The sequence below is a fragment of the Pseudomonas sp. TE12234 genome (assembly GCF_054061835.1).
Window position 1 is genome coordinate 140,686 of the sequence record NZ_JBSSEP010000009.1, and the last position, 22,202, is coordinate 162,887.

Annotated in this window: 20 protein-coding genes; 16 read left to right on the forward strand and 4 right to left on the reverse strand. The window is 57.3% G+C overall.

What is annotated here, in order from left to right; genetic code table 11:
* Positions 1-78: 78 nt before the first annotated feature.
* Complete coding sequence (locus ACVWYU_RS16020; protein ID WP_457373104.1) at positions 79-1,236, reverse strand: transporter; 1,158 nt, start codon at positions 1,234-1,236, stop codon at positions 79-81.
* Positions 1,237-1,274: 38 nt separating this feature from the next.
* On the opposite strand from ACVWYU_RS16020, the gene ACVWYU_RS16025 reads away from it, so the two are divergent.
* The 7 genes from ACVWYU_RS16025 to ACVWYU_RS16055 all read left to right on the forward strand — a co-directional run bounded on the left by ACVWYU_RS16025 (position 1,275) and on the right by ACVWYU_RS16055 (position 8,842).
* Positions 1,275-2,486, forward strand: coding sequence for an MFS transporter (locus ACVWYU_RS16025; RefSeq protein WP_457373105.1), 1,212 nt, complete (start codon positions 1,275-1,277; stop codon positions 2,484-2,486).
* Positions 2,487-2,728: 242 nt separating this feature from the next.
* The gene (locus ACVWYU_RS16030; protein ID WP_457373106.1) at positions 2,729-3,334 is read left to right on the forward strand and encodes a TetR/AcrR family transcriptional regulator; all 606 of its coding nucleotides are present in this window, start codon (positions 2,729-2,731) and stop codon (positions 3,332-3,334) included.
* A gap of 288 nt (positions 3,335-3,622) precedes the next feature.
* Positions 3,623-4,105 (forward strand): VOC family protein, encoded by a 483-nt coding sequence (locus ACVWYU_RS16035; protein ID WP_457373107.1) that lies wholly within the window; start codon positions 3,623-3,625, stop codon positions 4,103-4,105.
* Positions 4,102-5,322, forward strand: a complete 1,221-nt coding sequence (locus ACVWYU_RS16040; protein WP_390956020.1) for an FAD binding domain-containing protein — start codon at positions 4,102-4,104, stop codon at positions 5,320-5,322. Before ACVWYU_RS16035 ends, ACVWYU_RS16040 begins: the two co-directional genes overlap by 4 nt.
* Positions 5,323-5,353: 31 nt before the next feature.
* Positions 5,354-5,716: a DUF485 domain-containing protein gene (locus ACVWYU_RS16045; RefSeq protein ID WP_457373108.1), complete on the forward strand. Its 363-nt coding sequence runs from the start codon at positions 5,354-5,356 to the stop codon at positions 5,714-5,716.
* Positions 5,713-7,368 carry a cation acetate symporter gene (locus tag ACVWYU_RS16050; RefSeq protein WP_457373109.1) on the forward strand — a complete coding sequence of 552 codons (1,656 nt, stop codon included), beginning with the start codon at positions 5,713-5,715 and terminating at the stop codon, positions 7,366-7,368. The genes ACVWYU_RS16045 and ACVWYU_RS16050 overlap by 4 nt, the downstream gene beginning before the upstream one ends.
* A 136-nt stretch (positions 7,369-7,504) precedes the next feature.
* Entirely contained in the window at positions 7,505-8,842 is a 1,338-nt protein-coding gene (locus ACVWYU_RS16055; protein WP_090321877.1) for an OprD family porin, read from the forward strand.
* Positions 8,843-9,072: 230 nt separating this feature from the next.
* On the opposite strand, the gene ACVWYU_RS16060 is transcribed toward ACVWYU_RS16055, so the two are convergent.
* The 3 genes from ACVWYU_RS16060 to ACVWYU_RS16070 are packed head-to-tail and all read right to left on the reverse strand — an operon-like array spanning position 9,073 to position 13,060.
* Positions 9,073-11,328, reverse strand: coding sequence for a molybdopterin cofactor-binding domain-containing protein (locus ACVWYU_RS16060; RefSeq protein ID WP_457373110.1), 2,256 nt, complete (start codon positions 11,326-11,328; stop codon positions 9,073-9,075).
* Complete coding sequence (locus ACVWYU_RS16065; RefSeq protein ID WP_457373111.1) at positions 11,325-11,789, reverse strand: (2Fe-2S)-binding protein; 465 nt, start codon at positions 11,787-11,789, stop codon at positions 11,325-11,327. The genes ACVWYU_RS16060 and ACVWYU_RS16065 overlap by 4 nt, the downstream gene beginning before the upstream one ends.
* Positions 11,790-11,794: 5 nt before the next feature.
* Entirely contained in the window at positions 11,795-13,060 is a 1,266-nt protein-coding gene (locus tag ACVWYU_RS16070) for a c-type cytochrome (protein WP_457373112.1), read from the reverse strand.
* 286 nt (positions 13,061-13,346) lie between these two features.
* On the opposite strand from ACVWYU_RS16070, the gene ACVWYU_RS16075 reads away from it, so the two are divergent.
* From ACVWYU_RS16075 to ACVWYU_RS16115, 9 genes are all read left to right on the forward strand, one after another.
* Positions 13,347-13,991 (forward strand): DsbA family oxidoreductase, encoded by a 645-nt coding sequence (locus tag ACVWYU_RS16075; protein ID WP_457373113.1) that lies wholly within the window; start codon positions 13,347-13,349, stop codon positions 13,989-13,991.
* A 37-nt stretch (positions 13,992-14,028) separates the two neighbouring features.
* Positions 14,029-15,141 (forward strand): alkene reductase, encoded by a 1,113-nt coding sequence (locus ACVWYU_RS16080; protein WP_457373114.1) that lies wholly within the window; start codon positions 14,029-14,031, stop codon positions 15,139-15,141.
* Between the two features lie 53 nt (positions 15,142-15,194).
* Complete coding sequence (locus ACVWYU_RS16085) at positions 15,195-16,337, forward strand: FAD binding domain-containing protein (RefSeq protein WP_457373115.1); 1,143 nt, start codon at positions 15,195-15,197, stop codon at positions 16,335-16,337.
* A 114-nt stretch (positions 16,338-16,451) separates the two neighbouring features.
* Positions 16,452-17,351, forward strand: a complete 900-nt coding sequence (locus tag ACVWYU_RS16090) for a LysR family transcriptional regulator (protein WP_090321857.1) — start codon at positions 16,452-16,454, stop codon at positions 17,349-17,351.
* Positions 17,352-17,627: 276 nt separating this feature from the next.
* Positions 17,628-18,677 carry an NAD(P)-dependent alcohol dehydrogenase gene (locus ACVWYU_RS16095; protein ID WP_457373116.1) on the forward strand — a complete coding sequence of 350 codons (1,050 nt, stop codon included), beginning with the start codon at positions 17,628-17,630 and terminating at the stop codon, positions 18,675-18,677.
* A 115-nt stretch (positions 18,678-18,792) separates the two neighbouring features.
* Complete coding sequence (locus ACVWYU_RS16100; RefSeq protein ID WP_457373117.1) at positions 18,793-20,031, forward strand: MFS transporter; 1,239 nt, start codon at positions 18,793-18,795, stop codon at positions 20,029-20,031.
* A gap of 221 nt (positions 20,032-20,252) precedes the next feature.
* Positions 20,253-20,546, forward strand: a complete 294-nt coding sequence (locus ACVWYU_RS16105) for an ATP-binding cassette domain-containing protein (protein ID WP_457373118.1) — start codon at positions 20,253-20,255, stop codon at positions 20,544-20,546.
* A gap of 277 nt (positions 20,547-20,823) precedes the next feature.
* The gene (locus tag ACVWYU_RS16110; RefSeq protein ID WP_457373119.1) at positions 20,824-21,351 is read left to right on the forward strand and encodes a putative PEP-binding protein; all 528 of its coding nucleotides are present in this window, start codon (positions 20,824-20,826) and stop codon (positions 21,349-21,351) included.
* 291 nt (positions 21,352-21,642) lie between these two features.
* Positions 21,643-22,116 (forward strand): hypothetical protein, encoded by a 474-nt coding sequence (locus ACVWYU_RS16115; RefSeq protein ID WP_457373120.1) that lies wholly within the window; start codon positions 21,643-21,645, stop codon positions 22,114-22,116.
* The last annotated feature ends 86 nt before the right edge of the window (positions 22,117-22,202 follow it).

Consider the following 22,202-nt stretch of genomic DNA (forward strand, 5'->3'; position numbering starts at 1 on the left):
TGTCTCGGGCCACTGAGGCATTCAGGATGCTATTGGTACTAACGCTATTTCATCAAGGCAGTATCCCAAGCCCCACGTTCAAAGCCCTCCGCCGAAGCGGTACTGCCAGACGATGCCAATGGCATCGTATTCGCTGCCCGTACGAGTATGTGCGCCATTGCTCGCATTGAGCTTCACCGAATTGTTTCGATTCAACGGTAGCGTGAGGGTGAATCCATAGCGTGTGTTTTCCTGAAAGTCATGGTTACCGACGCCATCGATTGAAGTACTCCCCCCCTCAAAGTAGGTCGAATCCAGCGACACCCAGACACCGTTATCAAAGGCATAGATAAAATGCGCCTGTACCTGGTAGATCGGGTTCTGGGAGAGTGTGCGGTCGCCGAGGTACTCGTTATTGTCGGTGTAGTAGGTTCCCGCGGCGGACAGTTCCAGGGTCACCGGCCCCAGACGCTTGGAAATCCCCAATTCGGGCTTGAACGACCAGCGGTTGTTGCCGAGATTCACCAGCTTGTTCGCGTCGTACTGGCCCAGTGGCGCCGTGATCGCCAGGCTGGTGCCGATAATCACATCCTGTTGATAGTTGGGGAATTCAGCCAGGGACATCGCCGGGGCGCCATACAAGTTGACCGAAAAGCGAAATCTTGGATCGATCAATCCCGTCACATCACGTTCCCTGGGTTCACCGGCAAACAGGGCAGAACCCGTCAATCTAGCCTCAGGCACGACGATATCGAACTTCCCGGAGCGGCCCCAGACATCCAGGGATCTGGCAAAGGCAAACACGACAGTCTTGATATTGAGCTTGGCATCCTGGAGCGGGACGGAGGGGTTGGCCGTCACGTTGCCACGGAGATCGCTATAGCCCATGAGCAGGAAATTGATACCAACCGGCGTATTGGCGTAGGACCTGGGTTCGAGATCCTCTGCGCCCGCAATGGAGGGGACGAGGATGAGCGAAGCGGATGCGAAACGAATCAGCCGAACGACGCAGAGTTGGCGTTTCATCCACATTCGCTCGCTTCCTGTCAGGTCCTGAAGTTCTAAGTATTGTAGTAGCGCATCTGGATTCGACTGGTATTGCTGGTTGCCTTGGCGCTCGGCTGGCTGGTCTTCGTTGATGGCGCCCGCGCAGCTTTTGCGCACGACGCAACAAGACGTTGCGCCATGTCCATATTCTCTCGCTGGGGCGAGCCGCCTACTTTGTGACCTGACAAACATCCAGCGGGTGACCTTCATTGGAAAGTCACTGCTGCCGAATTTCAGGAGTCCATGGCATGAGTGTTTCAGCAAGCGGCACAGCAGCGGCTTTAACAAAAGCTTCAATGACGAGAGGGATGGTTCTGCTTTTTGCGTTTTGTTGTGGGGCCATCGTGGCCAACATCTATTACGCACAACCGATCATCAGCTTGATCGCCCCGGATATCGGCATGTCGAATGGCAGCGCCAGCTTTATCGTATCGCTGACTCAAATTGGTTACGCACTGGGTTTGTTTTTCCTGGTTCCGTTGGCGGACCTCATGGAAAACCGCCGACTGATGATTGCGACGATCGTGGTCACGATCTTCAGCCTGATCGGCGCGGGTTTGGCCAGGCAGCCGAGTGTGTTCCTTGTCGTCTCGGCGCTCATCGGTTTCAGCTCTGTTTCCGTGCAAATGCTGATTCCATTGGCCGCGCATCTGGCGCCGGAAGAGTCTCGCGGCCGAGTGGTGGGCGGGATCATGGGGGGCTTGCTGTTGGGGATCCTGCTTGCGCGGCCGCTGTCGAGCCTGGTTGCTGATCATTTTGGCTGGCGGGCCGTATTTATCGGCGCGGCTGCGTTGATGCTCGTCATCTCCATGGTGATCGGCATGACCATGCCCAAATGGCAACCGACCCATCGCGCGTCCTATGGTCAGTTGTTGAAGTCCCTTGGACAATTGTTTTGCCGCGAGCCGGTATTGCGTCAGCGAGCGCTCTATCAAGGGTTGATGTTTGCCGCGTTCAGTTTGTTCTGGACCGCGGTTCCGCTGGTGTTGAGCCGTGAGTTCGGCCTCACGCAAAGTCAGATTGCGATTTTCTCGCTGGTCGGCGCCATCGGTGCAATCGCCGCACCTCTCAGTGGGCGTCTCGCTGATGCAGGACACACTCGACGCGCCTCACAGTTGGCCATGATATTGGGCGCAGTGAGTTTTCTGCCGGCCTTCATCAATCCTCTTTACGGTGTGATTGGCCTGGCTGTTACAGGTATCGCGCTGGATTTTGCCGTGCAGATGAACATGGTGCTTGGACAACGAGCCGTCTACGCCTTGGGCACTGCCAACCGAGGCCGTCTGAATGCGTTGTACATGATCAGCATTTTCATTGGCGGGGCGACCGGCTCCTCGGTGGCCAGCTCACTTTATGAACACTTCAGCTGGTTGGCGATTGCCGCAGTCGGCAGTGCATTGTCACTGGTGACCTTGATCATCTTCCTGGTGGTGTCCCGTAGAGACGGGCAGAGCCACTGAGTCATCGCGCCGCCTGGACTCCTGCTCGGGAACTGATCTGCTCACGTCCTCAGACGCCGGGTCGGGGTTCATAGCCAGCGCATTCTTTTGTTTTGTATGATGCCTCGACGAAGCTCTAGTGAGGCGTTATGCAAGACTCAAAAAACGTAGACGAGAAAGCGCCGCAAACTTCAGCGGACTCACAGGGCACTGTCAAAGCGACGACTAGGCGCCTTTCGCCAGAGGTCCGGGAAAAGCAGATCGTGCAGAAGGCCATTGAGCACTTTGCGACGTGTGGATTCTCTGGAAGCACCCGTGAGCTGGCGCGACAACTGGACATTACCCAGCCGTTGCTCTATCGCTATTTCCCCAGCAAAGAAGCCTTGATCGACCGAGTTTACGAGGAGGTGTATCAGTGGGATGCCTCTTGGGAGACGATGATCAAGGATCGTTCGCAACCCCTTCAGGCACGCCTGGTGCGTTTCTATACCTCATACGCCAACGTGATTCTGCGCCGAGAATGGATTCGCATCTTCGTTTTCGCCGGATTGACCCGTGAAGGCATCAACGATCGCTATCTGGCCAAATTGCGTGAGCGAGTCTTCATTCCTGTTATTGCTGAAATTCGCCATGCCCATGGTCTGGCGCCATCCTGTGGTGAAACGATCAATGAAAAGGAGCTCGAACTGATCTGGAGTTTGCATGCCAGCATTTTCTATATCGGCGTGCGCAAATGGATCTACGATCTGCCGGTGACCGAAGACATTGATGCGCTGATAGAGCAGATGGTCGATGCGTTCCTCAATGGCGGTCCGCATGTATTGGCTCAGGTCGACAACGACCTCGGCGAGACGCCTCGCTTGAATTGATTTTTCGGTTTTCCCGCCTCCTGGCATCTTGCTTCCCCCTTCTTTTTGTCGACCACTCATCACCTGTTTCAGCCTTTGGCCGTACGGGTGGTGGGAGGGCGCGCACCTCGCTATTTCGCCCTGAAACGCCCATTCCCAACGCCTGAAACTCCTCCTGTAGAGACGTCACCACGACGTGTTTAAGGGGCAGTCCTGAAAAAATCCGGTCCTGCGGCTATTTACTTCAATTTCGTCAGGCCTTACTGTTTATCAACCGATAAATAAATACAAAAAAACGTTGGAGGCATCATGCAAGTCCGAAAACTCGCTCATTACTCGATCCGGTCGTTCGACCTGGAGAAGTCCAGCCAATTTTATGAAAGGGTGCTCGGTTTCACCCCCGGCTACCGGCCGCCGTTCGACTTTCCCGGCGTGTGGTTGTACATGGGAGGGGACGAGCAGGATTTTGGTACGGTCCACATTATCGGGATCGATCCCTCCAACCCCGAGGGTCTGCAGAAGTACCTCGGAGACAAGGAAATCCCGCTGAAGGGCACTGGAACCGTGGATCACATTGCGTTTCTGGTAACAGGCCTGGTTGAGTTCTGGGGTGTCCTGGAAGTCGAAGGCATCGCCTGGCGTGATCGCACGGTTCCGAGCCTGGGCCTGCATCAGGTCTTCATCGAAGACCCTTCCGGCGTCACCATCGAACTCAACTTCCCGGCCTCCGAAATTGAAGCCGTCGGTTCCTACGCCGCCCATACCGCTGGGGCTGTGGAGGTGCAGCCATGACTCATATCTCGGACAAACGTCGCGCTATCGTCGTGGGTGGTTCGCTGGGTGGTCTGTTTGCGGCGAACATGTTGCTTCGCAAGGGTTGGGATGTAGAAGTCTTCGAGCGTGTGCCGGATGAACTGGCCGGACGTGGCGCAGGGATCGTTACACACCCTGAATTGTTCGAGGCGATGGCCGCAGCGGGCATCCCGCTTGATGCGTCGGTAGGTATCGATGTGCTGTCGCGCGTCACGTTGGACCAGGACGGCGATGTTGTGCTCGAGAACGCGCTGCCGCAAACCCTGACGGCATGGGGGAAGATGTACCAGGTGCTTCGCGGCGCGTTTCCAGACTCGCTCTATCGTAGCGGTGGCAGCGTCGTCTCGGTCGAAAGCACAGAGTCCCATGCCAGTGTCACATTGGCTGATGGCACCACTCATCAAGCCGACATCATTATCGCTGCCGATGGATTTCGCTCGACGATTCGCCAGCAGCTTCTGCCTGACTTACACCTGCAGTACGCCGGCTATATCGCATGGCGCGGCTTGGTCGACGAAGCTGTTCTTTCCGACTCCGCTCACGCATCGCTCTTCGATAAATTTGCGTTCTGTCTACCTCCGCGCGAGCAGATTTTGGGGTATCCGGTTGCCGGACAGTCGAACAGCACCCTTGCAGGAGAGCGTCGGTACAACTTTGTCTGGTACCGCACCAGCGGCGACGATGAGTTGAAGGATCTGCTCCGGGATGAGAGCGGCAAGCAGTTTGAAGGTGGAATTCCTCCGGCACTGATACGCCGTGATGTACTCGCCAATATGTATAAGTCCGCCGATACGCTACTGGCGCCGCAGTTTGCCGAAGTCGTGAAGAAAGCAACGCAACCGCTGTTCCAGCCGATTTACGACCTGGAAGTACCGAAGATGAATTTCGGACGCATCGCCTTGCTCGGCGACGCTGCATTCGTGGTCCGTCCCCATTGCGGTATGGGTGTCACCAAGGCGGCCGGTGATGCCTTGGCCATCGTCGAAGCACTTGAGCGTCATGCATCCGTTGAAGATGCCCTGGCGGACTATAGCCAACAACGTTGCCGTTTCGGCGCCTCGATCGTTCAGCACGCCAGGCATCTTGGCGCGTATATGCAGGCGCAATTGAAAAGCGAGCAAGAACGCGAAATGGCTGAGTTGTACCGGACTCCAGAAGCCGTGATGCGCGAAACGGCAGTGCCCGTGAAGTTTTAATTCAGTTACACGTCCTTCGCAGGAGAGAACCATGGAACATGCATATCCGCAAGCCGGTGGCCCGGCCGTGTCCGCTGAACAGCTTGAAGGCACGCTTCAAAATCCGATTCTGGAAAACCCGCAGTTTCGTGCATTGGTCAAACAGCGACGAATATTCTCGTGGAGCATGACGGCTCTCATGCTGGCGGTATATTTCGGTTTTATTCTTTCGCTGGCCTTTATTCCTTCCCGCCTGGGTACACCGATCACCGAAGGCCAACCCATGACGTGGGGCGTGCCGATTGGTTTCGGAATGCTCGCCTTTACGGTGCTTCTCGTGGCTGTCTACGTATGGCGCACCAACACCTGCTATGACCCCAAAATAAAAACAATCATCAGGAGCTTCAACAAATGAAGCGTCTTCTTATCGCATTCTCGGCCGTCCTTGGTTCGGCAACCGTATACGCGAGCGATGTCCCTGCCGCAGTGCCCAAACATAACTCCATTGCCATAGGCATGTTTCTGGCGTTCGTCGTGTTCACTCTATTTGTCACACGATGGGCCGCGCGCAAGAACAATAGCGTTGCCGATCACTATGCCGCAGGGGGGAAAATCACCGGTTTCCAGAATGGTTGGGCCATAGCCGGAGACTACATGTCCGCAGCGTCTTTACTGGGCATCTCCGCGTTGGTGTTTACCAGTGGTTTCGACGGACTGATCTACTCGATCGGCTTTCTCGCCAGTTGGCCGATCATTCTGTTTCTGATCGCGGAGCCTCTGCGCAACCTTGGGCGCTACACCCTGGCGGACGTTCTGTCCTACAGGCTGAAGCAACGACCCATACGGGCTTTTGCGGCGTCCAGTTCCATCGTGATCGTGTTGCTTTACCTGGTGTCGCAACTGGTTGGCGCCGGCAAACTGGTGGAACTGTTGTTCGGCTTCGATTACACCGCGGCCGTACTGCTCGTCGGTACGCTGATGGTCATCTATGTTTTCTTTGGCGGGATGCTGGCAACCACCTGGATTCAGATCATCAAGGCCGTGTTACTGCTGACTGGCTGCGTCTTCATGGCGTTCATGGTGTTGTCCGAGTTCGGATTCAGCCTGAACCAATTGTTCACTCAAGCCACCCAGGTTCATCCATCCCATGGCGCAATCATGAGCCCCGGAGGTTTGATCACCGACCCGGTATCCGCCATTTCCCTGGGGTTGGCACTGGTCTTCGGTACGGCGGGTCTTCCACACATTCTCATGCGGTTTTTCACCGTCGGTGACGTCAAAGCCGCGCGCCAAAGCATTCTTTATGCTTCCGGTCTTGTGGGCATCGGGTATGCGCTGATTGTGATTATCGGCTTCGGCACCATCGCCCTGGTGGCGAGCAATCCGGCCTATCACGATGCATCCGGTGGAATATTGGGTGGCGTTAACATGGTCGCGATTCACCTTGCCCATAACGTCGGCGGTAATGTCTTCCTCGGATTCATGTGTGCGGTGTCGTTCTCGACGATATTGGCGGTGGTGGCAGGGTTGACCCTGGCGGGCTCGTCAGCGGTTTCTCACGACCTCTATGCCCATGCTTTGCGCCGTGGCACCGCCAGCGACCGTGACGAAATGCGCGTCTCTCGTGTGACGACCATCGTACTGGGTGTGTTGTCGATCCTCCTGGCGATTGCGTTTGAAAAGCAAAACATCGCCTTCATTGTGAGCTTAACGTTCTCCATCGCCGCCAGTTCCAACTTTCCGGTGCTGTTGTTATCGATCTACTGGAAAGGCTTGACGACCCGTGGCGCCGTGATTGGCGGATCGCTGGGACTCGTATCGGCCATCATCCTGTGCATTCTGAGTCCGACTGTTTGGGTCAAGATCCTTCATCATCAGCAAGCCTGGTTCCCTTATGAATATCCGGCCCTGTTTTCAATGGCCGTCGCATTCATCGGTATTTTCTGGTTTTCCATGACCGATCGCTCCGCCAGTGCCATCAGTGAACGCAATCAATTCGAAAATCAGTTGGTCGACTCTGAACTGGGTACGCCGGCAACATGGAAGTCCCTGCTCAAGGCGGATTGATCCCGGTAGTGGCTGTCTTCATTAAATAACTTCTGAATAACGGCGCTCATGCTGCCTGTGCGGCTGGGGCATGTGCGCCTGAAAAACCGCTGACCCGTGAATACAAAAACAATAACCACAACTTGAGTGCTCATAAATGAAAGGTACTTTGACCCTTGCGGCTGCCCTGTGCGTATTGGCGCAGCAAGCCCATTCGGCTGGTTTCATTGATGATAGTAAGGCAGCGCTTAAATTGCGTAATTACTATATCAACAGCGATTATCGTGATTCCGCTACACCCGCGCAGAAAGCCGCCAATCAAAGTTATCAAGCGGAATGGGGACAGGCTTTCCAGTTGGAATATATCTCCGGATACACCCAAGGGCCTGTAGGCTTCGGTGTCGATGCGTTAGGCATGTTGGGTGTCAAGCTCGATTCAAGCACTGGTAAACATGGCAATCCAACGGGTAACAACTTCGGAGGCGTAGTGTTTCCAAGCGACGGCGACCATGCGGTTGACGATTTTTCCAGTCTGGGATTGACCGGGAAAGTGAAGATCTCCAGGACCGAGTTGAAGCTAGGCACGCTGGTCCCGAAACTGCCGGTTATCTTCAGCAATGACGGGCGTCTGCTGCCGCAAACCTGGCAAGGGGCCCAGGTGACCTCCGCGGACATCAAGGACCTGACCCTGACAGGAGGGCAAATTGACGGGGTCAAGGGGCGTAACTCCAGCAATAACGAAAACATGTCCATTGCGGGTGCCAACAACCCTGTCACCGGGCGCTTCAGTAATAAATTCCTTTATGCGGGGGGCGATTACAAACTGAGCAAAGATCTGACCTTGCAATATTATTACGGCAACCTTGAAGACTTTTATAAGCAACACTTTCTCGGGCTGACTCATAATTGGGCCATCGGTTCGGGCGTTCTGACCAGTGATCTTCGATATTTCAATAGCCGGGACGATGGTGCAAACGGCCATGACCCTGCGTACTTTACGACAGGCTACTACGGCGGTAATACGATAAAAGGCAAAGTCGACAACAACCTGTTCAGTGGACTATTGACCTATGCCGTTGCCGGTCACACCTTCGGAGCCGGCTATGAGGTCAGCAACGGAAAAAGCGATTTCCCTTATTTAAACCAGGGTGACGGTCCGTCCACTTACACCATCACGGAAATGCAGGTTCAGAAATTCGTGCACGCGGGCGAGAAGTCCTGGCAAGCACGCTACGCCTATGACTTCGCGACACTGGGCTTGCCTGGTGCGACGGCGGGGGTTGTTTACGTTAAAGGTGATGACATCAATACCATCGCTTCCAGCCATTCCAGTGAATGGGAACGCGATATAACGCTGGCCTATGTCGTGCAATCGGGACCGTTGAAAGGGGTTAGCCTCATGTGGAAAAACGCGATGGTACGAAACAACATTCCGAACACTCGGCAACAGGATGAAAACCGGATCATCATTAATTACCAATTGGCATTGTTTTAAGCGGTATTCGGTAGAGTGGAGTTGAAACTATATTTGGCGGGTTAACTGCCCGCTTAACCGACAGGCAGCGCTTTAAGAAGTGTTGCGTGTACATGCCGTTCTCTTCCAACGGCATGTTTTATAGAAGAGAAACATTTCCCTTGAATGGGGTAGGGCGGTGCGAGTGATCCTCCACCGCTTTTTTTATTCCAAGTGTGCGACAGCCGACCGATTCAGACCGTCAGGACCGCTCACGATCCCAACGCATCCTGCCAGCCTCGTCGAGCCAGTGGCAAATCGAGCAAACGCTTGCCGGTGGCATCCTTAATGGCATTACCCAGCGCTGCGGCCATAGGGCCCTGGACGATTTCCGCAGCACCGAGAAATGGCTGGTCCGGCTGATCGAGCATGTGGATCTCGACCTGCTTCGGCACCTCGGAAAAACGCATGATCGGATAGCCACTCCAATCGAAGCTATGCAGGCCACTGGCGTCATAGAGGATTCGTTCATAGAGCGTCCAGCTGGCGGACTGCACGATGCCGCCCTGAATCTGATTGAGCAGCCCATCGGGGCTGACAATCTGACCCACATCGACGGCCGCCACCACCCGATCAATCGTCACTTGCCCGGTCTGGCGCTGCACATGCAACTGCACGGCAATGGCGCAGTAACCCATGATGTTTTTATAGCGGGCGAAGGCGAATCCGATTCCGCTGCCAGGGCCTGTTGCTTTTTGCGGCCAGCGGAACGCACTGGCCACCCGATCCACCACCGCCCGTGCACGTGGGTCGCTCAAATGATTCCGGCGAAATTGCACCGGGTCCACAGCGGCCCGGGCCGCCAGTTCATCCACCGTGCTTTCGATGGCGAACACGTTGATATGGGCACCCAGCGAACGCATGGCCGAGGTCCTGAACGGCATGCTCAGCACAAAATTCAGATCAACCAGCAGATTGGGAATCTCATACAACGGAACCGCGTTACGGTCGCCGTCACCCTCGGGTTGGGCGATCGGAACCGAAGGCGCAGGGGTGAAGGGTTTGGCCAATAGCCACGCCGGCAGCAGGCGCCCGGCATTGACGATGCGTTCGTTGTGCGGAGTGCTCCAGAGCTCGTATTTCCAGTCATGCAGACGGCCGCTGTCGTCCAGTCCCGCTTCGACTTCGGCCAGCATTGCCGAGCTGTAGGGCTCCCAGAGATTTTCCTGTTCGCGCATCCATTGCACCCGTATGGGTTTGCCAGGCAGGGCCATGGCGATCAACGCGGCATCGGCGGCAGCGTCATCGGCGCCGTTGTGACCATAGCAGCCGGAGCCTTCAGCATGGATGCAGCGCACCTGCTGCACGGGCAACCCCAGCATCTCGGCAATGCCATTGCGCAGCGGATAAACACCTTGCGTATGGGTCCAGACGGTCAGCGTCCCATCCTTGAACCACGCCACCGCACAAGACGGTCCGATGGAACCGTGCATCAGGTATTGCTTGGTCACCCGTGCCTTGTACCCACGGGGCTCAGGTTGCGTGAGGTGACCCTTGGTACTCACCGGGTAGCGCCGCGCTGGCAGCTCGGTAAGCAGTTGATGGATGTGTGTCGAGTCAGGTAACGGATTACCTTCGGTCCAGCGGGCAGCGGCGTAGCCTTCGCGCATGGCCTTGACCGCCAGCCACTCATTGGTGGCGACCACAGCGAGGTAACTGCCGTTGCGGACCAGCTTCACCACACCGGGGAGTTTGTTGAGGGCGGCCTCGTCAATGCCCAGTAGCTGACTGCCGCGCCGGGGTGGGCGTATCACGCGTGCATGCAGCATGTCCGGCAGGCGTATGTCCTGCACATAGGCCGCACCTCCGCTGACCTTGGCCGGAATGTCCAGCCGAGGCAATGACTGGCCGATCAGGGTGAAGCTGCTGGCTGGCTTGAAGGGGGAACTGGCCGAGGCGAAGCGATGCAATTGAACCCCGACCACCGCTTGTACGTAGGTCATGCTGCGGCCTTGACCATCGTAAATCACCGCGTCCCGTGTGCTCAGGCTGTCGATGTTGGATTGCCATTGGCGTGCCGCGGATTCGAGTAACAACTGACGCACCTGGGCCGCAGCGTTGAACAGTGCAGTACCGCTGTCGACGATGGTATGGCTGCCGGCGGTGTAACCCTCATTGGGCGTCAGCGCAGTGTCGGCCGTGAGAAAACGAATGAGACCCGGTGACACTTCCAGGCGTTCCGCGGCGATCTGCAGGAGCGCGGTCTTGACGCCAGTGCCCAGCTCCACTTTGCCGGTATAGACGGTAATGCCGTCTTTCGCATCAATGCGGATCCAGGCGTCCAGATACGGCGTGGCCCGCAGGCTGCCGGGCAAATCAGGCGCCAGGATCGCCGTACCCAAGGTGTCCACTTCCGTGTCGGCGAAGGCTCGCGGGATACCCGGGAGCATGGCGAACCCCATCACCAACGCGCCGTTTATCACGAAGGCGCGGCGGCTCAGATCGACGTTTTGCGTTGAGGACTTCATACCTTGGCTCCCTGCGCGATGACCGATTTGATGGCGGCGAGGATCCGCACATGGGTGCCGCAGCGGCACAGGTTGGGCGCCATGTGGCGACGGATCGTGTCATCGTCCGGATGAGGGTTGGCCTCCAATAGAGCCTGCGCCCGTACGATCATCCCCGCGATGCAATAACCACACTGGGCCGCCTGCTCGTCGATAAAGGCTTTCTGCAACGGCCCCGGTTTGTCGGCACTGCCCAGGCTCTCCACGGTGCGCACGGACTTGCCCTCCAGCGCGCCGCAAGGCGTCAGGCATGAAAACACCGGTTTATCGTTCACTAAAACGGTGCAAGCGCCGCACTGACCCAACCCGCAGCCGTATTTCGCGCCATTGAGTCCTGCCTCGTTGCGCAGGGCATACAGCAGCGGCATGTCTTGCGGGATGTCCAGTTCATGAGTCTTGCCGTTGATGTCGAGTGTGATCACGGTGGCTACTCCTGAGCTCGAATGCTCTTGATTGTCTTGTCGAGGTCCGTCCAGGGTCTGGTCGGGCAGCTCTCGTTGCGCAAGTACTCGGCGATGGCGGCGAGGTGGGTGTCATCCAGACTGTCGGCGAAGCCAGGCATGTAGTGGCTGGAGTCGGAGGTGGACATCGGGATGCCCTTCAGGACGGTCTGGATCAGGTTTCGTGGCGAGTCCGCCGTGACTGCGCTGGTGCTTGCCAGCGCAGGCCTCGATTCAATGGCGCGCATGGGGGCGGCGGAGCCATGGCAACTTGCGCAGGCACCGTCGAACAGCGACGCGCCCGGCAAAGCCTTGGCAGTGGAGTTGGTCACAGGCGGGCAGGGCGGTGACGTCGCAACCGAGGAGGATTGCTTGAGGTCGAGAATATAGTGGGCGATGGCCTGGGCATCTTCGGCCGGCAATTGCGCGATGCTCAGGCTGACCGGCAGCATCGGGCCCGCCGCCGCACCGTGATCTTCGGCAACCTTGCCCGTGAGATAGGCGACTAGCTGGGTTTCATTCCAGGGGTGTTGCGCTTCGGCCATCCCGCGTAGCGAAGGGGCGATCCAGCCGTCGACGATACCGCCGTTGAACAGCTCGCTGCTCTTTTCGCTGCCAATCAGATTCAAGGGCGAATGACAGGACGAACAGTGTCCCGCGCCTTCGACCAGATAGCGTCCGCGGTTCCATTGCGCAGACCGGTCGGGAAGCGGTTCCAGCGGATCCCCATGCAGGAACAGCAAGTTCCAGAACGACACCAGCGCACGGAAGTTCATGGGGAAAACCATGTGGTTATCAGGTGCGGTGTATTTGACCGGGTCCACGCTCATCAGGAAGGCGTAGGCATCCGCGATATCGGCATCACTCAACTTTCGGTAATGCACGTAGGGGAAGGCCGGGTAGAGGAAGTGACCGTCGCGGGCGATGCCTTCACGCATGGCTCGTTCAAAGGCCGGCAGCGACCACTTGCCGATACCGGTTTCCGGGTCCGGGGTGATGTTGGTGGTGAAGAGTGTTCCGAAGGGCGTGATCAATGGCAAGCCGCCCGCCATGTAATCGCCTCCTGGTCGCGTGTGGCAGACCGCGCAGTCGCCCGCTTCGACGATGCGCCGGCCTCTGTCCAGGGTGTCGCGTCCGGCACTCTGAGGCTGGCTGACAGCAGCGATTTCCGGCCTCCACATCATCCAGAGCGCGAACCCTGCCCCCACCACGCCAAGCGCCAGAACGGCACCGATGATCGTCTTGCGCTTCATCGCCTTACCTCTCGAACCGAGTGAACGACAGATTTTTCAATCCGCCGCGTGCGATTGGCGTACGGCGACTTTCAGCTCGGTGAGCTTAGACAGGGCGCTTGGGATCGAGTAGTCCATCATGGCGCAACGCTACATTGCGCCGGGCGCAACGGCGGCCATGAGCCGACGCGCAGATCACCTCAGCGTTGCGTTTTGCGAAAAGCAACGTTGCGCGGCAGGTGGATACTCCGGCTGGCGTCGGACGCTTACCTTGGGGGTGTGAAAACATTCAACCACGGAGGCCGTCATGAGTTTGCACTCAACCACCATTCAAGTGACTTACGACTTCATCTGCCCATGGTGCTGGATCGGTGAGGTGAATCTCGAACGCGCACTGGCCGCTTCGGGTTTTTCAACTGACCGTCAAATCAGTTTCCTGCCTTACCAATTGAACCCGGACATGCCCGTTCAAGGCGTGGATCGCAAAGTCTACCGTTCGGGCAAATTCGGCAGTTGGGCGCGCAGCCAGGCCATGGACGCGCAGGTCACCCACGCCGGCAAGGCCGTCGGTCTTGGTTTCCATTATGAGCGTGTCGAAACAACCCCCAACACCCTGGCAGCGCATCGCTTGGTATGGCGCGAGCAACAGGCGGGTAAAGACGCTTCATGCCTGGTCAAGGCCATTTTCAAGGCTTACTTCGGCGAGGGGCGGAATATCGGCGACCTCAATGTGTTGGCCGATATCGCTGGCGAAACAGGACTGGACCGGAAGGCCATTGTCGACTTTCTCAACACCGATGCAGGCACGGCTGAAGTCTTGAACCTCGAAGCGCAAAGCAAGGCGTCCGGGGTGCGCTCGGTGCCGAGTATCCAGATTGCGGGTGACGTGATCAGCGGCGCGCAACCCAGCGAAATCATGATTCAGATACTGAAACGAAACCAGGCCGCTTGAGCCGCTTGTTCAATACCGATCCCTACAGGAAATCATCATGTCCCATCACTTGTTCAGCCCAATCAAACTCGGTCAACTCAACCTTGATCACCGTGTCGCCATGGCCCCTCTGACTCGCTCGCGGGCGGGGCAACCCGGCAACGTGCCGACATCAATGAACGTCGAGTACTACCGCCAGCGCGCCAGTGCCGCGTTGATCATCACCGAGGCGACCCAGATTTCGCAGCAGGGTCAGGGGTACGCCTGGACGCCGGGCATCCATAGCGATGAGCAGATTCAGGGCTGGAAAGCGGTCAGCGATGCCGTGCATGCAGAGGGCGGGCGCATTTTCCTGCAGCTCTGGCATGTGGGGAGGGTGTCACACCCGGTGTTTCAACCCGACGGCGGCTTACCGGTAGCACCGACCGCGCAGCCGGTCCCCGGCAAGACCTTTATCCTCAATGAGAAAGGTGAGGGGGTTTGGGGTGATGTACCTGTCCCTCAGGAACTGGACATTGCGGGGATCGAAGTGATCGTTTCCGACTTCCGCGAGGCCGCGCGCAATGCGCTTGCGGCCGGTATGGACGGTGTGGAAATCCACGCGGGTAATGGCTACCTCCTGGACCAATTCATCAACAGCGACAGCAATCAGCGGAGCGATCGCTACGGTGGAAGTATTGAGAACCGTGCGCGGCTGCTGCTCGAAGTCGTGCAGACGGTGACCGAAGAAATAGGCGCCGAACGCGTTGCTGTGCGCCTGACACCGATGGGACGTTTCATGGGGATGGGCGATGACACCCCGGAACAGACCTTTGGCTACATTGCTTCGCGGCTCAATCAATGGAATCTCGCGTACCTGCACCTGGTGGAACCGATGATGGTCGGCACGGTGCTCGATGAAAGTAATGATCCACGCTGGGACGCCATCATCAAACAGCTGCGCGCTGACTTCCACGGTGTGCTGATGCTGGCGGGAGGTTACACCGGAGAGACCGCTGAACAGGCCATCGCGCAAGGGCGTGCCGACCTCATCGCTTTCGGTCGCCCGTTCATTGCCAACCCCGACTTGCCGGCTCGCCTGCGCGGGCGTACCGAACTCAACCCGGCGGACGGCAACAGCTTTTTTGGCGGCGACGCCAAGGGCTACATCGACTATCCGGCACTGGCATAACGCAGCACAAAACCGGTTGGTTCGGGAATCACCACTTCGCAAGGAGAAAGGTAATGAAGAGTCCGGATAGTCCGAAGGCCCTGGTCATCGGTGGTTCACTGGGCGGCCTGTTTGCCGCCACGGCGTTGCGGGCAATTGGCTGGCAAGTCGATGTTTTCGAGCGATCCCCCGCGGCAATGGATAGCCGTGGCGGTGGCATTGTTCTGCAAGGGGATGTCTTGCAGCATTTTCGCTATGCGGGCATCCAGCATTCCCGTGCGTTGGGTGTCCGGTCCCATGATCGTCTGTATCTGGATCGAGCCGGCACCGTCGTGCATAAAGAACCGATGCCGCAAACGCAGACGTCCTGGAACACACTGTACGGCTCATTATCTTCGGCGTTTCCTGCCGAGCATTATCACCGTGGCAAGACGCTGGTGGATCTGGCTCAGAATGAGCACCGAGTGACCGCTTTTTTTGCCGATGGCAGTCGTGCCGAGGCAGACCTGCTGGTCGGGGCCGACGGTGCCGGTTCATCCGTGCGCAGCATGGTGTTGCCCGGGGCACAACCTGGCTATTCGGGCTATGTGGTTTGGCGTGGGCTTGTTGATGAGAATCGGCTTGCAGACTTCGCCAAGACCCAGCTTTACGAGGATTTTGTCTTTCAACAGGACCCTGGATCGCTGATGCTCGAATACATGGTGCCGGGTTTGAATGGCTCCGTTGAGCCTGGCGAGCGACGGTTCAACTGGCTATGGTATTTGAAAGCCACGCAAGGGCCGGAGCTGGACGCCGTACTCACTGATCGCGACGGCCTGCGGCGTAGTCACTCCATTCCACCAGGGGCGTTGGCGGCGGATCAGGAGGCTTACATACGGGAAATGGGCGAAAGGCATGCAAACCCGGCTTTTCGCGAACTGATTCGCCAGACAAAGGACATTTTTGTCCAGGCGATTCTTGATCTGAATGTTCCACAAATGGTGTTCGGACGCGTGCTGTTGACCGGCGATGCCGCTTTTGTACCGCGTCCTCATACCGCCGGAAGCACGGCCAAAGCGGCACGCAATGCATTGTTCCTGGCTCAGGCAATCGACGACACTGGCGACCTCGATAAAGCCCTGCAGGCCTGGCAAAGCCAGCAACTTGCAGAGGGCAGGCGCATGGGCGACTGGGGGGGGTGCATGGGTAATCGGATCATGGGCATCACGCCATCCTGATTCAGCGGCGCCTATCGACTTTAATCCACGACTGATTGAGCACAGCCATGCAAGACGTACGACGCCAGTTCGTGCACAGTCATTACCGTTCCTTTTCGATCCTGGACTCCGCTTATGGATAAGTTGCTGGCGCTCAAAATGTTTGTCGAAACCGTACGCTGTGGTGGTTATTCGTCAGCGGCGCGCAAGCTTGGCATCTCCACTTCGTCTGTGACCCGACAGGTAGCGGGGCTGGAAAGCGAGCTGGGCGCCAGTTTGCTGAACCGCACCACGCGCAACACGAGCGTCACGGTAGCGGGACAGAACTACTTCGAAAAGGCAGTGGCGATCCTGGAGGCCATCGATGAAGCCGATGCCGTCGTGACCGATCGTGGCAGCGAAGCTCAAGGGCGCTTACGGGCCAGCGTCCCGGTGGAATTCGGCCGACGCATCATTGCTCCTCATCTGGGGCGACTGCTGGATCGTCATCCTGGCCTTGAGATCAGCCTCTCGTTGAGCGACGAGGTCAGTGACCTGCTCAGCGAGCAAATAGATGTGTCAGTGCGTCTGGGTTCATCGGTCGTCAGTGATGACATCGTCAGCAAGCGGCTGGGCGATTTCCAGCGTTGGGTGGTGGCGAGCCCCGATTACCTGACGCGTACCGGGCTGCCCCGACACCCCCATGACCTGTTGGAGCATCAATGCCTGCGTTTTGATTACCGCACGGGCCACCACAATTGGACATTCCAGGGTGATGAGGAAATCATTCGCTTGAATGTGCAGGGACGGCTGCAAAGCAACAACGCCGACATTCTGCGCGAGGCGGCGTTAGCCGGGGGAGGGGTGACGCTATTGGCCGATTGGCTGGTGCGTGACGATGTCAGTGCAGGTCGCCTGACGCGCGTGCTGGAACAGTATGAAGTCAACCCTGGCAGTGCGAGCACTTGTATCAATGCGCTGTACCTGCCCAATCATCGTGGTTCCAGTCGCATCAATGTGTTCATTGAATTTCTTCAGGAAATACTCGCCCCATAATGTCACGACTGGGCGCGGTACCGAACAGGCGGCCATATTCACCGCTGAACTGCGAGCGAGGGCGCCTTCCAGGGCGGACGACAGGTGATTCATGGCGCAGCGGGGTAGGGATCATGTCGGGGCGCTCCTGTTGACCGAACTTTAATCCGCTGAAAAGGCGTTTCCTCTCCACCACCCTGCATCCCCACAGGATTAGGCAAGCATTCAAGAGGAATGCACTAGGGGCAGAGGCGGATCGACCGGGAGAATGTGCCGATCAGTCACAGGAGAGCCTCAATGCAAGTCTTCGCTTATGGCGCCCATGCGGGCGACAAACCGCTTGAACCCCTGCGCATCACGCGTCGCGATCCCGGCCCGGAAGATGTGCAGATCGAGATTGCCTATTGCGGTATCTGCCACTCGGACCTGCACCAGCTGCGCGCCGAATGGGAAGGTACGAAATACCCTTGTGTGCCCGGTCACGAGATCGTCGGTCGTGTCTCAGCCGTAGGCCTGAAGGTCACCGGGTTCGCACCGGGTGATCTGGTCGGAGTGGGCTGTATCGTCGACAGCTGCAAACATTGCGAGGAATGTGCTGAAGGTCTTGAGAACTACTGCGACGGCATGGTTGGCACCTATAACTTTCCGACTCCGGACGCACCAGGCTGGACGCTCGGTGGTTATTCGCAAGCGATCGTTGTGCATCAGCGCTACGCACTGCGTATTCGCCACCCCGAGGCACAACTGGCTGCCGTTGCGCCGCTGCTGTGCGCGGGCATCACCACCTGGTCGCCGCTGCGTCACTGGCACGCGGGCCCCGGGAAGAAAGTGGGTGTGGTGGGCATCGGTGGCCTGGGTCACATGGGTATCAAACTGGCCCATGCGTTGGGCGCGCATGTGGTCGCTTTCACCACGTCCGAATCCAAACGTGAGGCGGCCAAAAGCCTTGGCGCCGATGAAGTGGTGGTCTCAAGCGATGCGCAGCAAATGGCCGCGCACCTTAAAAGCTTCGACCTGATCATCAACACAGTCGCCGCCCCCCATGACCTGGACGCCTTGCTGGTGCTGCTCAAGCGCGACGGCGCGATGACATTGGTGGGAGCGCCAGCCTCGCCACATCCATCGCCCAACGTGTTCAACCTGATCATGAAACGTCGCACCCTGGCCGGATCGATGATCGGCGGCATCCCGCAAACCCAGGAGATGCTCGATTTCTGCGCCGAACACGGCATCGTTTCGGACATCGAGCTGATACGTGCAGAGCACATCAATGAGGCGTTCGAGCGGATGCTCCAGGGTGACGTCAAATACCGTTTCGTGATCGACAACGCGACACTGGCGGAGTGAAAAACCGCACGTCCGGGCATTGACTTCGGCTGTTCGCTTAAACCGAAGCGTACGACTCTTGCCTCGTTTGCCACCTCGCAAAACCAACACGCCTTTCGCACCACAGGTAGTTCCAATGACCTCTCGTTCTACGGAGAAACGCGGCTGGAGCGCCGTGCTGGCCATGTCGTTGGCCGCATTCGCCCTGGTCGCTTCAGAATTCATGCCCGTCAGCCTGCTGACGCCCATTGCGGCAGAGCTGCATATCACGGAAGGTCAGGCCGGCCAGGGTATTTCCGTGTCCGGCGCATTCGCATTGATCACAAGCCTGGTCATTGCAGCGATCGCCGCTCGCGTCGAGCGCAAGAAGCTGCTGCTGTGTCTGACCTTGCTGATGATTGTGTCAGGTACGGTCGTCGCGCTCGCGCCGGGCTACCCCTCATTCATGCTTGGGCGTGCCTTGATCGGCATAGCCATCGGCGGTTTCTGGTCATTGTCGGCGGCGACCGCAATGCGTCTGATACCGCCGGACCAGATTTCCCGAGCGCTGGCCATTGTCAATGGTGGTAATGCTCTGGCGACGGTAATCGCAGCCCCGGCGGGCAGCTTCCTTGGCTCGCTGATCGGCTGGCGTGGCGCATTCTTCTGTGTTGTTCCTGTCGCAGCGCTGGCGGCCGTGTGGCTGCTGATAAGCCTTCCATCCTTCAAGGCCGAGCGCCAGGCAGGTAGCGGCAACGCCCTGCGGCTGATGAAGCGGTTGCCAGTAGCATTGGGAATGGTCGCCGTCAGCGTATTTTTCATGGGGCAGTTCATGCTGTTCACTTACCTGCGCCCATTTCTTGAGGTCGTCACCGGCGTCAGCGTTTCAACATTGTCTTTGATGCTGTTGGGTCTGGGACTGGCAGGTTTTATCGGGACCTTTCTGATCGAAAGATTCATCGGCAATGGCCTCTATCGCACGCTGACGGTTATACCTCTGATCATGGCTGTCATAGCACTGGCGCTAGTGAACTACGGCGCTTCGCCGTTGCTGACCGCCGTGCTGCTCGGAGGATGGGGGCTGGTCGCTACTGCTGCTCCCGTTGGATGGTGGACATGGCTGGCGCAAACGCTTCCGGATGATGCTGAAGCCGGTGGGGGCCTGCTCGTGGCCATTGTCCAACTGGCTATCGCCGCAGGGGCCATCATCGGCGGCCTGGCCTTTGATCTGAGCGGTTATAAAGCCACATTCGAGCTAAGCGCAACCGTGTTGGTTGCGGCGTCTGTGCTCGCTTGGCTAGCGGGTCGCAGTGCTAATGAAGTTCATCTCCCCCGAGTCGAACGTGACGGCCTGATCAGATCAGGAAACGCCGGGCACTTGGATGCAAGAAAATGACGCTCGATCCACTGTGTGACTGAGTCTCTCAACGATATTGATCTGTGCATCACCTTGCTGCGCACTGACGGTCCAGGCACGACCCCAAAAGCCTTTGAGGCGTCAGGTCCAACGGGAGGGCGGTTATGCCTTGATTTGATTTAAATCAACAGCAGGCCGGCGTGGTCAGATGACAGTAAGTTGCTCCTGTCACTGACCTTACCGAGCAGAGTGGTGTAAGCATGACCGATACACATGCGTCGTTCGCAATCACCACCCAGGCATTGAGCAAGCGTTTCGATCACCTCACGGCACTTGATGGTTTGACGCTTGAAGTGACCCAGGGGCATATTTTCGGCCTGCTCGGTCCCAATGGCGCGGGAAAAAGTACGGCAATCAAAATCCTCACTACGTTGCTCGATGCCAGCTCCGGCTCGGCCACCGTGGCGGGCTTCGATGCCGCTGTTCTTTGCATCGAACGCCATTTACCCACTGGAGCTGATGCCGGGCTGGTTGAAGATCGTTGCCGTGTGTAACCCGCCGACCTACCGGTGGATGCATTGCGCGGAGCCATGATCGTCGGTGGCCAGAGTATCTACGCGGTGAGTACCAGTTTTGCGGTGATGCTGTTTGTGTTTGCTATGCTCCTGTTTCTCGCCACACGACTCTACCCTGGGTTGGCGCACTGATGGGACGCATGTACCGTTAAGGATTCAAGACAAGCGCCCGTCAGCGTTGACTGACCATCCTCTTCGGCTTTCGTGGCGCTATCCGTTATACCCACCCGGCGTATGCCGAAGGTTTTGCACTGGAGTGCGCGGCAATGAAATGGGCGCGCGAAAAGATTGGCCTGACGAACGTCAAGTTGATGATCCCTTTTGCCGCACCGTGGGGGAGGGGGAAAGGGTGTTGCAGGCGATGGCCAGCCACGGCCTTGAGCGTGGCGAAAATGGTCTGGAGATCTATGTCATGTGCGAGATACCCAACAATGTCATCCAGATTGATGCGTTCGCCCAACTGTTCGATGGCTTCTCCATCGGTTCCAACGACCTGACTCAACTGGTGCTTGGCGTGGATCGGGATTCGGCGATCGTCGCCTGCGATTTTGATGAGCGCGATCCTGGTGTGAAACAACTGATTCGCCTGGCGGTAGAGGGCGCAAAGCACAACGGCCGGCATTCTGGAATCTGTGGGCAGGCGCCGTCTGATTATCCCGAGATGGCCGCATATCTGGTGGAGATAGGTATCGATTCGATGAGTCTCAATCCAGACGCAGTACACGCCACGACACGGAATGTGCTTGCACTGGAACAGCACTTGGCACTGAATCGCACATCGTGAACCCTATGGCGCAGGGCGTTCAGCCATGAATCAGAGAGCAGCCACCCCGCGTGAAGGATGAGCTGCAACTCATTGAAATGTCATCGACAATGGAAATGGAGGGCAGGCGGAAGATCGGACCATAATGTTCAGAGGGCACTTGTGAAATAGCTCAACTAAATAGATGTTTAGTTTAGTTATAACTAAAAAGCATTAAAGGGCAGCGTAGCTCATTGTTGAACGCATCTTTCACAAATGAACGATGTCGCTCAAGGTAAGAATCAGCATTTACCAATTAGGGGAAAGACCTAAATGGATCACTTTCCGGGCTGGATGCTCGAAAGCGCGCACAGCTACCTCAAAGCGGCCGAACTGCTGGATGCGCAATATCTACCGCACGTAGCGCAAGTCAATGTAGCGATCGGTATGGAAATCCTGCTAAAAAGCTTTAATTCGATCCCTGACCAGCACTCGGGGAAAACTGACCGCAGCCAACGTGTTGATTGGCATGATTTGCTAACGATGTTTCATGCCGTTCCTGAACAGATTCGGCGCAGCCTGGCACTGAATAGCCAAGAAGAATGCTTTGAAAAATATCGAAGTGTGTTCACCAACAGTCGGTACCCATACGAGTCCAACAGCGCGAAATCTTCTGATGCGGTTCTGATGAGGATGCTGCGGTGGACGTTGGCCAATGCGGTTGGTTATCACAAGGAGCGCGGATCGCAGGATGCATTCATTGTGAGTTGCATCTCCAAGCAGCAAGCTGGACCAGGTGATGCGTAAGAGGCTGTGCCTGCCTTCAAATCTGGCCAAAGAGCCTCCCAAGCCAGCGAGCGTCATTACGCATAATGTATATTATGTTAAATGAT

What these genes read in the sequence shown, in the direction of transcription:
- ACVWYU_RS16095 (WP_457373116.1), top strand. Translation starts at nt 17,628, where the DNA reads ATGCAAGTCTTCGCTTATGGCGCCCATGCGGGCGACAAACCGCTTGAA.
- ACVWYU_RS16045 (WP_457373108.1), top strand. Translation starts at nt 5,354, where the DNA reads ATGGAACATGCATATCCGCAAGCCGGTGGCCCGGCCGTGTCCGCTGAA.
- ACVWYU_RS16085 (WP_457373115.1), top strand. Translation starts at nt 15,195, where the DNA reads ATGAAGAGTCCGGATAGTCCGAAGGCCCTGGTCATCGGTGGTTCACTG.
- ACVWYU_RS16060 (WP_457373110.1), bottom strand. Translation starts at nt 11,328, where the DNA reads ATGAAGTCCTCAACGCAAAACGTCGATCTGAGCCGCCGCGCCTTCGTG.
- ACVWYU_RS16075 (WP_457373113.1), top strand. Translation starts at nt 13,347, where the DNA reads ATGAGTTTGCACTCAACCACCATTCAAGTGACTTACGACTTCATCTGC.
- ACVWYU_RS16055 (WP_090321877.1), top strand. Translation starts at nt 7,505, where the DNA reads ATGAAAGGTACTTTGACCCTTGCGGCTGCCCTGTGCGTATTGGCGCAG.
- ACVWYU_RS16080 (WP_457373114.1), top strand. Translation starts at nt 14,029, where the DNA reads ATGTCCCATCACTTGTTCAGCCCAATCAAACTCGGTCAACTCAACCTT.
- ACVWYU_RS16035 (WP_457373107.1), top strand. Translation starts at nt 3,623, where the DNA reads ATGCAAGTCCGAAAACTCGCTCATTACTCGATCCGGTCGTTCGACCTG.
- ACVWYU_RS16040 (WP_390956020.1), top strand. Translation starts at nt 4,102, where the DNA reads ATGACTCATATCTCGGACAAACGTCGCGCTATCGTCGTGGGTGGTTCG.
- ACVWYU_RS16100 (WP_457373117.1), top strand. Translation starts at nt 18,793, where the DNA reads ATGACCTCTCGTTCTACGGAGAAACGCGGCTGGAGCGCCGTGCTGGCC.
- ACVWYU_RS16090 (WP_090321857.1), top strand. Translation starts at nt 16,452, where the DNA reads ATGGATAAGTTGCTGGCGCTCAAAATGTTTGTCGAAACCGTACGCTGT.
- ACVWYU_RS16105 (WP_457373118.1), top strand. Translation starts at nt 20,253, where the DNA reads ATGACCGATACACATGCGTCGTTCGCAATCACCACCCAGGCATTGAGC.
- ACVWYU_RS16070 (WP_457373112.1), bottom strand. Translation starts at nt 13,060, where the DNA reads ATGAAGCGCAAGACGATCATCGGTGCCGTTCTGGCGCTTGGCGTGGTG.
- ACVWYU_RS16025 (WP_457373105.1), top strand. Translation starts at nt 1,275, where the DNA reads ATGAGTGTTTCAGCAAGCGGCACAGCAGCGGCTTTAACAAAAGCTTCA.
- ACVWYU_RS16020 (WP_457373104.1), bottom strand. Translation starts at nt 1,236, where the DNA reads ATGAAGGTCACCCGCTGGATGTTTGTCAGGTCACAAAGTAGGCGGCTC.
- ACVWYU_RS16115 (WP_457373120.1), top strand. Translation starts at nt 21,643, where the DNA reads ATGGATCACTTTCCGGGCTGGATGCTCGAAAGCGCGCACAGCTACCTC.
- ACVWYU_RS16050 (WP_457373109.1), top strand. Translation starts at nt 5,713, where the DNA reads ATGAAGCGTCTTCTTATCGCATTCTCGGCCGTCCTTGGTTCGGCAACC.